Source organism: Solwaraspora sp. WMMA2056 (assembly GCF_030345095.1).
Lineage (GTDB): Bacteria > Actinomycetota > Actinomycetes > Mycobacteriales > Micromonosporaceae > Micromonospora_E.
On the sequence record NZ_CP128360.1, the window covers coordinates 5,703,482 to 5,716,740 of the forward strand.

Sequence of the window (13,259 nt, forward strand, 5' to 3'; positions counted from 1 at the left end):
TGCCGGCATGCGAGCGGTGGTGCAGACGGTCAGCCGGGCATCGGTCACGGTCGACGGCGAGGTCGTCGCCGCTATCGACGACGGGCTGTTGGTGCTTGTCGGAGTGACCGGCTCCGACACCGCCGCCGTCGCGGCCCAGATGGCCCGCAAGGTGCACGAGCTGCGGATCTTCCCGCCGGACCCGGCGGCCGGTGGCACCGCTGAACGGTCCGCCGAGCAGCTGGGGGCACCGATCCTGGTGGTCAGCCAGTTCACCCTCTACGGGGACGCCCGGCGCGGGCGGCGGCCGAGCTGGTCGGCGGCCGCCCCGGCGGAGATCGCGGAGCCGCTGGTCGACGCGGTCGTCGCAGCGCTCACCGAGCGGGGCGCGCCGGTGCAGACCGGCCGGTTCCGGGCGCACATGCTGGTGGAGAGCGTCAACGTGGGCCCGCAGACCATCCTGCTGGAGTTGTGAACCGGGCACTTCACGTCGCCCAATGACTACCGAGCGACACCGCAAGGCCCGGCCGGGCGTTGTCAGGTCCCGGATTCATGCCACCTCACCTTCGCCTCACCGTGACTTCACGCCCCAACCGGCAAGCTGGTCTTCACCAGCGGCACTCCGCTGCTGGCCTACCACTTGTCGACGCGGGGAGGCGACTGAGAGTGGTCACACGCACCATCGAAGACGGCACCGACACCACCGCCGGAGTCACCACCGACGGTCAGCACGACCTTGACGCCACCGACGACCGCGGCGCCTCCGCCGATCTGGTCCGCGCATATCTGAACGGAATCGGGCGTACCAAGCTGCTCACCGCCGCGCAGGAGGTCGAGCTGGCCAAGCGGATCGAAGCCGGACTGTTCGCCGAGGAGAAGCTCACCACCGGTGGCCGGTTCACCGCGCGGCTGCGCGCCGACCTGGGTGTCGTCGTCGTCGAGGGCCGGGCCGCCAAGGACCACCTGCTTGAGGCGAACCTGCGGCTGGTCGTGAGCATCGCCAAGCGCTACACCGGCCGTGGCATGGCCTTCCTCGACCTCATCCAGGAAGGCAACCTGGGTCTGATCCGCGCCGTCGAGAAGTTCGACTACACCAAGGGCTACAAGTTCTCCACCTACGCCACCTGGTGGATCCGCCAGGCCATCACCCGGGCCATGGCCGACCAGGCCCGCACCATCCGCATCCCGGTGCACATGGTCGAGCAGGTCAACCGGATGGTCCGTACCCGTCGGGAGCTGGCCGTGTCGATCGGCCGCGAGCCGACGATCGCCGAGATCGCCGTGGCGATGTCGGTGCCGGAGTTCCAGGTGATCGAGCTGATCTCCTACGACCGGGAGCCGGTCAGCCTGGACCAGGCGGTCGGTGAGGACGGCGAGAGCGCCCTCGGCGACTTCGTGGCCGCAGTGGATCCCCGCGAGCAGGCCGGCGCGTCGGCCTCCGACGGCAAGCTGCGCAACGAGGTGGAGATCGTCCTGTCCACCCTGTCCCAGCGGGAGCAGGACGTCATCCGGCTGCGGTTCGGGCTCGACGACGGGCGTCAGCGCACCCTCGACGAGGTCGGCCGTGAGTTCGGGCTGTCCCGCGAGCGGATCCGGCAGATCGAGAAGGTCACCCTGTCCAAGCTGCGTGACCCGGCGCGGGCTCAGCGGCTGGAGGCGTACGCGGGCTGACCGTGGGGGGACGGTGGCCGGTCGGGCGTCCACATCCGACCGGCCTCCGGCGTTTCAGCCGGCTCCCGGCGGTGCGCGACGGACGGGTCAGAGCCGACGCGGGCCGGTGTCCGGCCGGCTGTCCGCCGGGCCGACGTCGACGCTGACGTGCAGCACCGCCAGCCCGTCCGGCCGGGCCAGCACCGGGTTGAGGCGCAGCCGGTGGACCTGAGGTTGCTCGTCACCGAGCCGGCCGACCCGCACCAGGAGGTCGGCCAGGGCCTCCCGGTCGACCGCGCCGGCACCCCGGTAGCCACGCAGCAGCGGTGCCGCGCGCGGCTCGTCGATCAGCTCGGCCGCGTCCCGGTCGGTCAGCGGTGCCGCCCGCCACGCCCGGTCGCCCAGCAGGTCGGTCGCCACCCCGCCCAACCCGAAGCCGACCACCGGGCCGAACGTCGGGTCGGTGACCAGCTCCACCACGCAGGCCACCCCGGGCGGCACCATCGGCTGGACCAGCACCTGGGTACCGAACTGCGCCGCCACCTCGCGGTATGCCTGGTCGACGGCGGCCGGCGACGCCAGGTCGAGACGGACCGCACCCAGGTCCAGCCGGTGCCGCAGTCCGTCGGCCGCCGCCTTGAGCACCACCGGGAACCCGAGGTCGCCGGCGGCGGCGACGGCCTGTTCGGCGGAGGCTGCCGGCACCGCGCCGACCACCTCGATCCCGTACGCGGTGAGCAGTCCGACCGCGTCGGGCGGTCGCGCCGACAGCGCCGTCAGCCCGGCGGCGGCAGCGTCGACCCCGGCCATCGTCGGCAGCACGCCGGGTGGTTGGCGCAGCCAGTCCGCGTAGTCGGCGACCCGGGCCAGCGCCCGCACCGACTCCTCCACCGACGGGTACGTCGGCACGCCGGCCGGCGGCTGCCCGGCCAGCAGGGTCGCCACGGTCGGTTTGTCCCCGGCGAGGGCCACACTGGCCAACGCCGAGGTGAAGTCGGCGTCCTCGTCGGCCAACTGGCCCGGCAGCGGCGGGGCGAAGACCACCACCAGGGCGTCCACCTCGGTGTCGACCGCGGCGTCGGCGAGCGAGTCGGCGAAGTCGTGTGCGCCGGCCTCCGGCGCGACCGTCCGCGGGTAGCCGGCGGCGACGGTCAGCCGGTGGGTCCGGCAGGCCGCCGCGGCCAGCATCGCCAACGCCGACGAGTTGCCGACCACGCCGACCCGTCGGCCCACCGGCAGCGGCTGGTTGGCCAGCAGGGTGCCGACGTCGAACAGCTCCGCGACGGTGTCGACCCGGATCACCCCGGACCGGGCGAACAGCCGGGTCACCGCCGCAGCGTCCGGCCCACCGCCGTCCGGCCCACCGACGTCCGCTCCACCGACGTCGGGTTCCCGGCCGTCGGGCCGGCTGCCGGGGGCGAGCGCCACCACCGGCTTGGTCCGCCCGATACGTCGGGTCAGCCGGGCGAACTTGCGGGGGTTGCCGAAGCTCTCCAGATAGAGCAGGACCACGTCGGTGCCCGGGTCGTCCTGCCAGTACTGCAGCAGGTCGTTGCCGGAGACGTCGGCCCGGTTTCCGGCCGACACGAAGGTGGACAACCCCAGACCGCGCCGGTCGGCTTCGGCGAGCAGCGCCACCCCGAGCGCCCCGGACTGGCTGAAGAAGCCGACCCGGCCGGCCGGTGGCAACTGCGGTGCGAGGGTGGCGTTGAGCCGTACCCGGGGGTCGGTGTTGGCCACCCCGAGGCAGTTCGGGCCGACCACCCGCAGACCCGCGACGTGCGCGGTGCGGATCAGTTCCCGTTGCGCGGCGGCACCGGCGGGGCCGGTCTCGGCGAACCCGGCGGAGATGACCACCACGCCGTGTGCCCCGGCGGCGGCCGCGTCCGCCACCACCGCCGGCACCGCGTCCGGGGCGACCGCGACGACCGCCAGGTCGACCGGGACGTCGGCGTCGGCGGCCCGCCGGTACGCGGTCAGCCCGCCGATACGGTCCGCCGTCGGATGCACCCCGACGATGTCACCGGTGAAGCCGCCGTCGCGCAGATGCCCGAGGACGGCGGCGCCGACGCCCTGCCCGGTCGCGCTGGCCCCGTACACCGCGACGCCGCGCGGGGTCAGCAGCCGGGCGATCGACCGGGCCTCGGCGCTGTGTTCCCGGCTCCACTGCACCTGCAGCGACGCCTCGGTGGGGGCGATCGGGAAACTCAGGTGGACGACGCCGTCGGCGTAGCGGCGACGCACCGGGTAGCCGGCGTCGGAGAAGACCCGCAGCATCGGGGCGTTCGCCGGCAGGACCTCCGCCACGAAGGATTCGATGCCGTCGGCGCGGGCGGCCGCGGCCAGGTGCTCCAGCAGCACCGAGCCGACACCCCGGCCCTGGTGGGCGTCCTCGACGACGAAGGCGACCTCGGCCTCGGTGGAGTCCGGGCCGAGTCGGTCGTACCGGCCGACGGCGAAGATCCGGTCGCCGGAGACCACCACGAACGCCTCCCGGTCGTGGTGGTCGACGTTGACGAACCGGTGCAGGTCGCGTTCGGGAATGCGCGGGTACGGGGAGAAGTAACGCAGGTAGCGGGTGCGTTCGGAGAAGCGGGCGTGCATGGCGACGATCGCGTCGGCGTCGTCGGGTCGGATCTGCCGCAGGTGGACGGTGGTGCCGTCGCGCAGCAGCACGTCAGCGGAGCGGTCCACAGCCGAGCGATCTGCTGCCGACGGGTCCAGCGCCGAGCGACCCGACACCGAGGGGTCCACGGTCGACGGATCCACGGTCAGTCCCGGGGGTCGTGCGGGTCGAGTCCGTGCAGCGGGAACACCGCCTTGCGGGTCGCCATGATCGCCCGGTCGACCGGGTCCGGGTCGCCGCCGGGCTGCCAGGTGGTGAAGTCGAGGTCGACGTCGTCGGTCATCCGCAGCGGCACCGGCCGGCCGGGGCAGCGGGCGGCGGCCAACGCCCGCCAGGCCGGCGGGGTCAGTGTCGCCGGGTGCAGCGGGGCACCAGTGGCGACCGCCAGCAGGTGGGTCCAGGCCCGGGGCACCACCTCGACCAGGGCGTACCCGCCGCCGCCGGTGGCCACCCAGCGTCCGTCGCAGAGCTCGTCGGCCAGCGACCGCAGCGCCAGGTACGCCGCCCGCTGGCAGTCCACGCTCAGGCCCAGGTCGGCCAGCGGGTCGAGCCGGTGGGCGTCGGCCCCGCACTGGGTGACCAGCAGCTGTGGCCCGAAGGCTCGCAGCAGCGACGGCACGACCGCGTGGAACGCCCGGAGCCATCCGGCGTCGGCCGTACCGGAGGGCAGCGCCACGTTGACGGCGCTGCCCTGCGCCGTCGGGCCGCCGACCTCGTCGGGGAAGCCGGTGCCCGGGAACAGCGCCAGCGGGGTCTCGTGCAGGCTGATGGTGAGCACCCGGGGGTCGTCGTAGAAGATCTCCTGCACCCCGTCGCCGTGGTGCACGTCGATGTCGACGTAGGCGATCCGCTCGGCACCGAGGTCGAGCAGCCGGGCGATGGCCACCGCCGGATCGTTGTAGACGCAGAACCCGGCGGCCCGGCCCGGCATCGCGTGGTGCAGCCCGCCGGAGACGTTGACCGCCCGGCGGGCCGTGCCCCGCCAGACCGCCTCGGCGGCGGCCAGCGTGGCGCCGGCGACCAGCGCGCTGGCCTCGTGCATCCCGTCGAACGTCGGGTTGTCCGGGGTGCCCAGGCCGTACCCGGAGAAGAACGGGTCGTCGTGGGCGACCCGGACCGCGTCGAGGTAGTCGGGTCGGTGCACCCGGGTCAACGCGGCGTCGTCGGCCGGCTCGGGGGCGATCAGCCGTACCCCGGGCCGGTCGAGCAGGCCGTACTCGCGGGCAAGCGCGATGGTCAGCTCCACGCGTACCGGGTCCAGCGGGTGGTCACCCAGGTCGTAGGTGAGCAGCCGGTCGTCCCAGACGACCACCGTCGTGTCCGGTTGCTGGCCCGTCCCGCCTGTCATCTCGCCCGTCGCGTCCGGCATCTGGTCATCGTTGCACGGGCCGGTCCGGATCGGTGATCCACTCGCTCCAGGATCCGACGTAGAGGGCCGCGTCGGTGCGCCCGGCGCGGTGCAGCGCGAGCACCGTGTGCGCGGCGGTCACCCCGGAGCCGCAGTACGCGGCGACCGGGGTGTCCGGGTGCAGTCCGGCGGCGGTGAACCGGTCCCGCAGCGCGGCGGCGTCGCGCAGCGCGCCGGTGGCGTCGGCGTGCCCGGTGGTCGGCAGGTTGACCGCGCCGGGGATGTGCCCGGCCACCGGGTCGACCGGTTCCCGCTCGCCCCGGTACCGCTCCGGGGCGCGCACGTCGATCAGCAGGCCGCCGTCGTGGGGCAGCCGACCGGCGCCGACGGCGTCGAGCACCGGCAGGCCACCCGGCCGTACGGTGATGTCGCCGGCCGGCGGGGACGGCACCTGGGTGACCACCGGGTGACCTGCGGCGACCCAGGTCCGGTAGCCGCCGTCGAGCACCCAGGTCTGCCGGTGCCCGGCCCAGCGCAGCGTCCACCAGGCGCGGGCGGCGGCCATCGCGTCACCGTCGTCGTAGACGACGACCGGCTGCCCGGCCCGTACCCCGGCGGCGCGCAGCACGGTCTGCAGCGCGGCGGGGTCGGGCAGCGGGTGCCGGCCGTCGGCGCCGGGTGGGCCGCAGAGCTGGGTGTCCAGGTCGACGAAGACCGCGCCGGGCAGGTGCCCGGCGGTGTAGTCGTCGCGCCCCGGTGGGCCGGTGAGCCGCCACCGTACGTCGAGCAGCGTCGGCGGCGTGTCGGTGGTGAGCGCGTCGGCCAACGCGGCGACGGCAACGGTAGGGTCGTCGGCAGCGAACACGGCCCCATTCAACACCAGGTCGGCCGATGCCTGCCCGCAGCCACGTGTCCGTTACGGCTGGTTGTCGGCGTCGCAGGGTAGCATTGAGCACTGGAGGGCAGCAGACCGTGAACGATCTTGTCGATACCACCGAAATGTATCTGCGCACCATCCTCGAGCTCGAAGAGGAGTCGGTGCCGCCGCTGCGCGCCCGGATCGCCGAGCGGCTGCACCAGAGCGGTCCCACGGTCAGCCAGACGGTTGCCCGGATGGAACGCGACGGGCTGCTCACCATCGAGGACGACCGGAACCTGCGGCTGACCGACCTCGGGCGCGCGCAGGCGGTGTCCGTGATGCGCAAGCACCGGCTGGCCGAGTTGCTGCTGGTCAACGTCATCGGGATGCCCTACGAGGAGGCCCACGAGGAGGCCTGTCGCTGGGAGCACGTGATGAGCGACGCGGTGGAGCAGAAGGTCTACGACCTGCTGCACCGGCCGACGCGGTCGCCGTACGGCAACCCGATCCCCGGCCTGGAGGCGCTCTCCGGTGGCAAGCCGGCCCAGGCCAGCCCCGACATCGCCGCCGAAACCGAGCGCAACCTCGCGTTCCCTGGCCTGACCGGCACGGTCGTGGTCCGGCGGATCTGCGAGAGCGTGCAGACCAACGCCGACGTGCTGCGGCAACTGCACACCGCCGGGGTGGATCCGGGTGCCACGGTCACGGTCGCCCAGGAGCGTGACGGGGTGACCATCGATCGCTCCGGGGAGAAGATCCATCTGCCCCGGGAGGTCGCCTCGCGGGTGTTCGTCGCGGTCGGCGACCACGGCAGGTCACTGGCCGGTGCCTCCGCCTGACCGAGGCGACCGCCTGACCGACGGCGCCTGCAGCTGCTTTGTCGAGAGCCGGGCCCGGGGACGATCCCGGGGCCGGCTCACTTCTTCCGGTTGTCGTGTACCAGCCGGGCCAGTTCCACCATCTTCGGCGCCAGCTCGACCGCGGACTGCTCGTCGTCGCCCGGAGCGAACGTCCAGCGCAAACTGAGCTGCGTCGGGTCGGCGGTGATCCAGTTGACCTCCAGCCCCGCCCCGTACCCGGTGTCCGGATCCGGCTTGATCGGGATCCAGTAGGCGGCCTTCGCGAAGTCCGGGATCTCCTTGGCACCGACCGGTGCGACGTCGTCGGCGAACACCGACGCGCTGGCCTTGGTGTCCGAGATCGACAGCATCAGATCCGGCAGCGGTTCCTGCGCCGGGCGCAGCAGGCAGGACCGCGTCTTTTCGTGGGTGCTGGCCGCCGCCACCTCGAACCGGAACCCGACGATCTGCTCGACGACGTCGTAGTCGAACACCGTGCACACGCCGCCAGCTTCGGCGGCCGGCGGCCGGGGCACCTCCGGGTACGGCTCGACCGGGCTCGGCGACGGGCTGACCTGCGGCGCGTCGGACGGCTCGGTGCCGGCGGTGGCCGCCGCCTCGGTGGAGCAGCCCGTGGCGAGCAGCAGCAGGATCGCAGCGGCGCCGGACAGGGACACACGAACGCCCACAGTGGCCTCCCACGGGTCAGGCCGGTCGAAAAAGGCGGATTGTTCGTGGCACACCGTACGGCTTCCCGGCGCTGCGCGAAAGTCCGCCACCCGGGCAACTCCCGATGGTGCCTCACGGCAGGTACGGGCAGTGCCGGCAACCCTGGTCGCAGCAGGTGCCCCGGCGGGCCAGGAATCCCGCAGTCAGCACGAACAGCCCGGTCCCCGGGTCGAGGTAGCCGGCGTCTGCGGCGTCGAGGGCGGCCGTGTGCGCGGCCAGGATCGCCGCCCGGTGCGGGTGCTCCGGTGCCAGCCGGGCCGGATGCGGCTCGGTGAGCGGCCGGTCCGCCAGCGGCAACCGTCGCCCCCGCGCCCCCGCCATACCGGTGACCCTACGCAGGCCGCCGATGTGGTACCACTCGTGGGTCCACCACGCACCGACCCGAACGGACCCCGTTGACAATCCTCCCCGCCCTAACCGACGGGGATTCCCTGGGTCGCCCCAGGGGTTTCCTGTTTCACCGACGACCGCCCCGTCCGAGAGGAGGACTCCCGGTGAGGTCTTACACCGCCTCCACAGGCAGTCACGGAGAGCCCCTCCGCGAGGATGTTGCGGGCCGCGTTGACGTCCCGGTCGTGGGTCTGCCCGCATCGGCAGGTCCACGACCGGACGGTCAACGGCATCCGCTCGGCCAGTTCGCCGCAGGCGGAGCACAGCCGGGTCGACGGGAACCAGCGGTCGACTACCACCAGGTCCCGGCCGTACCAGTCGGCCTTGTAGGCCAGCATGGTGCGGAACTGCCGCCAGGCCGCGTCGGAGATGGCGCGGGCCAGACGGTGATTGGCCATCATGTTGCGGACGGTCAGGTCCTCGATCACGATCGTTTGGGTGTCACGAACGAGTCGAGTGGTGAGTTTGTGCAGGTGGTCGTGTCGGCGGTCGGCGATCCGGGCATGGATGCGGGCGACCTTCAGCCGTGCTCTGGCCCGGTTCGCCGAGCCTTTGGCCTTGCGGGCGAGGTTGCGTTGGGCGCGGGCCAGCCGATGCCGGTCGCGGCGTTCGTGCCTCGGGTTGGGAATCTTCTCCCCGGTGGAGAGGGTGAACAGGCTGTCGAGCCCGGCGTCGACCCCCACCACGGCGGTGGAGGCCGGGGCCGGTTCGATCCGGTCGTCGCAGAGCAGGGAGACGAACCAGCGGCCCGCCGGGTCCTGCGACACGGTCACCGTCGACGGCGCCGCACCGTCGGGCAGTGGCCGGGACCAGACGATGTCCAACGGTTCGGACATCTTCGCGAGGGTGAGCCGGCCGTCGCGCCAGCGGAACGCGCTGGCGGTGTACTCCGCCGACCGCCGCGACCGCTTCTTCGACTTGAACGTCGGATACCGGGCCCGTTTCGCCCAGAAGTTGGTGAACGCGGTCTGCAGGTGCCGCAGCGCCTGCTGCAACGGCACCGACGACACCTCGGTGAGAAACGCCAACTCGTCGGTCTTCTTCCACCCGGTGAGCATCGCCGACGTCTGGTTGTAGGTGATCCGTTCCTGGCGTTGGGTCCACGCCTGCGTGCGGGCGGCCAGGGCCTTGTTGTAGACCAGGCGGACACAGCCGAACGTCCGGGCGAGCTCGGTGGCCTGCCCGGGGGTCGGGTAGAAGCGGTACCTGAACGCCCGCTTCACGGTCCTGGACACAGTCCACAGTCTAGCGATCCGGTCGTGAGTCGTGGGGCAGCGTGTGTAATGGGCGCCGATCCGCCTCGGCGGCGGGCCGGCTTTCCCTGTCCCGCTCCGCAGGAGTTCCGTTTCCTCCCCGGCCTGAAGACCGGAGTATCCACGGAAGGACCCCGATGACCGCGTACGCCCTGCTGATCCACCCGTCCGCGAACCGGGTGTACGCCGAGTCAGCCGTCGCACTGGCCGCCGCCGAGCTGGCCGTCTTCGGCGACCGGGCGCTCGGCGGGCGGCTGGCCGACATCGCGGTCACCGCGATCGGCGGGCTGCCGTACGTCACGTTCACCGGGGTCGACCTGACCGACCGGGACCTGTCGGTGCTGGCCAACCTCTCCGCCCGGTACGCGTTCTTCGCCCGCGAGGGCGACCTGCTGCGGCCGGTCGCGGTGACCGGTCGGGACCGCTTCGACAGCGACCTGATCACCATCCCGAAGTACGCCGGGAAAACCAACGAGCAGTTCACCAAACTGCTGGTGAACGTGACCGCGCTGGCGTCGACCGACCGGTCGGGTGCGGCGGCCGACCCGCTCTCCCCGGACGCCCCGCCGCTGCGGGTCCTCGATCCGATGTGCGGCCGGGGCACCACCCTCAATCAGGCGATGATGTACGGCTGGCACGCCGCCGGGGTGGAGATCGACGGCAAGGACTTCGAGGTGTACGCCAACTTCATCCGTACCTGGTTGAAGCACAAGCGACTCAAGCACTCGTCCGACATCGCCCAGGTGCGCCGCAACCGGACCCAGTTGGGCCGGCGGCTGGCGATCACCCTGGCCGCCAGCCGGGAGGACCACAAGGCAGGGCGCACCCTGGATCTGACGATGGTGCACGCCGACACCCGTCGGGGTCGGGACTTCTTCCGGGCCGGCAGCTTCGACGCGATCGTCACCGACGCCCCGTACGGGGTGGCGCACGGCACCCGCAGCCAGGCGGACCGGTTGACCCGCGACCCGCTGGGTCTGCTGGCCGAGGCGCTGCCGGTGTGGGTGGCGCTGCTACGTCCCGGCGGGGCGCTGGGGATCTCCTGGAACACCCTGGTCGCCGACCGCGACGACCTGGCCGCGCTGCTGGTCAAGGTCGGTCTTGAGGTGGCCGACGGTCCGGGGTACGGCGATTTCGCCCACCGGGTCGATCAGGCGATCGTCCGCGACCTGATCGTCGCCCGCCGCCCGTAATGGCTATCGTCTCCCGCCACTATTAACGTATAACGCATAGGGGGTCTTGCGGCAAGACCCGGGTCGTAGCGCACAATCGCGTTCCTACGGCAGTTCTCCGGCATTTGCCATTCGCTGGACGCTGCGCTCGTACTGCCGACCCGAGAATGGAGCTGATCGAGGTGCGCCCGCTGACCACCAGCGCTTTCGATCTCCCCGACCGGCTGCACGCCAAGGCCGACCCGAAACTGATCGCCGACGACGAACGGCATTTCGCGGCGATCGCGCACCGCCTGGAGCAACTTTCCGCCGACCTGTCGCAGCGGCTCGACGCGGCGCGCAAGGCACCGGCCGGGAAGGGCCGGCGGGCGGTGGACCGCGACCAGGAGGTCCGCCGGCTCACCGTACGGCTGCGGGCGCTGCGCCGCTTCGGCCTCGACCTGTGTCTCGGCCGGATGCTCCCCGACCCCAGCGCCGCCGACCGTGCCGGTGCCGGCGGCGATAGCGCTGGCGATGACGTCGGACCGGTGTACGTCGGGCGGCAGGGCCTGACCGACGACACCGGCCGGCAACTGCTGCTGGACTGGCGCTCCCCCGCCGCCGCACCGTTCTTCGGCGCCACCCACGGCAACCCGATGGGCCTGGCCAGCCGCCGGCGGTACCGCTGGACGATGGGGCGGATCAGCGACTACTGGGACGAGGTGTTCGCCGCCGACGCGCTCGACGGGCACGCCGCCCTCGACGACCAGTCGGCCTTCATCGCCAGTCTCGGCGGGCACCGGTCGGACCGGATGCGTGACGTGCTGGCCACCATCGCCGCCGACCAGGACGCCATCATCCGCGCGGGCTCGGCTGGTGCGCTCGTCGTCGACGGCGGACCCGGCACCGGCAAGACCGTCGTCGCCCTGCACCGCACCGCGTACCTGCGCTACCACGACCCCCGGCTCGGCCAGCGTCGCGGCGGGGTGCTGTTCGTCGGCCCGCACCGGCCCTATCTGGCGTACGTCGCCGACGTGCTGCCGCACCTCGGTGAGGACGACGTGCAGACCTGCACCCTGGCTGATCTGGTCGCCAAGGGTGCCACCGCGACCGTCGAACCCGACCCTGAGGTGGCCCGGATCAAGGCGTCGGCGCGGTGGGAGGCGGCGGTCGAGGCGGCGGTCCGGTTCTACGAGGAGCCGCCGTCCACCGCGACGACGGTGGCGACCGGTTGGACCGAACTCACCCTCACCCCCGACGACTGGGCGGACGCGTTCGCCGCACCCGGGCCGGGTGTGCCGCACAACGAGGCCCGTGAGCAGATCATGGCGGAACTGCTCACTATTCTGGTCGGCCGCTACGAGGGCGACGAGCCGGACGACCGGGTCCGGGCCGCGCTGGAGCAGAACCAGGCGCTGCGTACGGCGTTGCACCGGGCCTGGCCGCTGCTGGATGCGGCCGATATCGTCGCCGACCTGTGGTCGGTCCCGGCCTATCTGCGTCGGTGCGCGCCGTGGCTCGACCCGGTCGAGATCCGTTTGTTGCAGCGCACCGACGCACGGGCCTGGACCGTCGCAGACCTGCCTCTGCTGGACGCGGCCCGGCTGCGCCTCGGCGACGCGCGGGCGTCCGAGCGCGAGCGGCGGCACCGGGCCGAGGTGGCCGTCGAACGGGTCCACCGGGCCCGGGTGATCGACGATCTCCTCGATGCGCACAGTTACGACGACGGCGAAGGGGTCCTGGCGATGCTGTACCACCAGGACCTGCGGGAGACCCTGATCGACGAGACGGGCGGGCCGGACGCCGACCCGGACGCGCTGGCCGGCCCGTTCGCGCACATCGTGGTCGACGAGGCGCAGGAGTTGACCGACGCGCAGTGGCAGATGCTGCTGCGCCGCTGCCCGTCGCGCAGTTTCACCATTGTCGGTGACCGCGCCCAGGCCCGGCACGGGTTCACCGAGTCGTGGCCGGACCGGCTGCGGCGGGTCGGCCTGGAGCGGGTGGAGGTCGCCACGTTGACGGTCAACTACCGGACCCCGGCCGAGATCATGGCGTACGCCGAACCGGTGATCCGCGCGGCGCTGCCGGACGCCAACGTGCCGACCTCGATCCGGCACAGCGGCATCCCGGTCGCGCATCGGCCCGTCGCAGACCTACGGCCGATGCTGGAAACCTGGCTGGCTGAGCACGCCGACGGCACGGCCTGCGTGATCGGCGTGGCACCGGTCGACGCCGACGCCCTGCCGGCGACGCCCCGGGTCCGGTCGTCGACTCCGGAGCTGGCCAAGGGGCTGGAGTTCGACCTGGTGGTGGTGGTCGACCCGGCGTCGTTCGGCGACGGGGTCACCGGCGCGGTCGACCGGTACGTGGCGATGACCCGGGCCACCGGGCGACTCGTCGTACTCACTTGACGACTACCGTCAAATACTTGACGA

The 13,259-nt window shown here is 72.6% G+C and carries 11 protein-coding genes; 5 read left to right on the top strand and 6 right to left on the bottom strand.

Going from position 1 to position 13,259, the window contains the following annotated elements; genetic code table 11:
* Positions 1–7 precede the first annotated feature (7 nt).
* Both dtd and sigB read left to right on the top strand, forming a co-directional pair.
* Complete coding sequence (dtd, locus tag O7608_RS25805) at positions 8–454, top strand: D-aminoacyl-tRNA deacylase (protein ID WP_289207037.1); 447 nt, start codon at positions 8–10, stop codon at positions 452–454.
* Between the two features lie 206 nt (positions 455–660).
* Entirely contained in the window at positions 661–1,650 is a 990-nt protein-coding gene (gene sigB / locus O7608_RS25810) for an RNA polymerase sigma factor SigB (protein WP_289211031.1), read from the top strand.
* Between the two features lie 87 nt (positions 1,651–1,737).
* On the opposite strand, the gene O7608_RS25815 is transcribed toward sigB, so the two are convergent.
* From O7608_RS25815 to O7608_RS25825, 3 genes are read right to left on the bottom strand one after another with little or no spacing between them, the layout of a single operon-like run.
* A complete protein-coding gene (locus O7608_RS25815; protein ID WP_502959142.1) occupies positions 1,738–4,371 on the bottom strand; it encodes a bifunctional acetate--CoA ligase family protein/GNAT family N-acetyltransferase in 2,634 nt (877 codons plus the stop codon).
* Between the two features lie 29 nt (positions 4,372–4,400).
* Positions 4,401–5,624, bottom strand: coding sequence for an acetoin utilization protein AcuC (locus O7608_RS25820; RefSeq protein ID WP_421357155.1), 1,224 nt, complete (start codon positions 5,622–5,624; stop codon positions 4,401–4,403).
* A 4-nt stretch (positions 5,625–5,628) separates the two neighbouring features.
* The gene (locus tag O7608_RS25825; RefSeq protein ID WP_502959143.1) at positions 5,629–6,468 is read right to left on the bottom strand and encodes a sulfurtransferase; all 840 of its coding nucleotides are present in this window, start codon (positions 6,466–6,468) and stop codon (positions 5,629–5,631) included.
* 107 nt (positions 6,469–6,575) lie between these two features.
* Here O7608_RS25825 and O7608_RS25830 point away from each other — a divergent pair, with 107 nt between their 5' ends.
* Positions 6,576–7,301, top strand: a complete 726-nt coding sequence (locus tag O7608_RS25830) for an iron-dependent transcriptional repressor DtxR (RefSeq protein ID WP_289207039.1) — start codon at positions 6,576–6,578, stop codon at positions 7,299–7,301.
* Between the two features lie 77 nt (positions 7,302–7,378).
* On the opposite strand, the gene O7608_RS25835 is transcribed toward O7608_RS25830, so the two are convergent.
* The 3 genes from O7608_RS25835 to O7608_RS25845 all read right to left on the bottom strand — a co-directional run bounded on the left by O7608_RS25835 (position 7,379) and on the right by O7608_RS25845 (position 9,655).
* Entirely contained in the window at positions 7,379–7,990 is a 612-nt protein-coding gene (locus O7608_RS25835; protein WP_289207040.1) for a DUF3558 domain-containing protein, read from the bottom strand.
* Between the two features lie 112 nt (positions 7,991–8,102).
* Complete coding sequence (locus tag O7608_RS25840; protein ID WP_289207041.1) at positions 8,103–8,351, bottom strand: DUF5522 domain-containing protein; 249 nt, start codon at positions 8,349–8,351, stop codon at positions 8,103–8,105.
* A gap of 92 nt (positions 8,352–8,443) precedes the next feature.
* Positions 8,444–9,655, bottom strand: coding sequence for an RNA-guided endonuclease InsQ/TnpB family protein (locus O7608_RS25845; protein WP_289207042.1), 1,212 nt, complete (start codon positions 9,653–9,655; stop codon positions 8,444–8,446).
* 155 nt (positions 9,656–9,810) lie between these two features.
* Between O7608_RS25845 and O7608_RS25850 the strand changes: the two genes are divergently transcribed.
* Together O7608_RS25850 and helR are read left to right on the top strand one after the other, a co-directional pair.
* Complete coding sequence (locus O7608_RS25850) at positions 9,811–10,866, top strand: TRM11 family SAM-dependent methyltransferase (protein ID WP_289207043.1); 1,056 nt, start codon at positions 9,811–9,813, stop codon at positions 10,864–10,866.
* 146 nt (positions 10,867–11,012) lie between these two features.
* Positions 11,013–13,235, top strand: coding sequence for an RNA polymerase recycling motor ATPase HelR (gene helR, locus O7608_RS25855; protein WP_289207044.1), 2,223 nt, complete (start codon positions 11,013–11,015; stop codon positions 13,233–13,235).
* Positions 13,236–13,259: the final 24 nt, after the last annotated feature.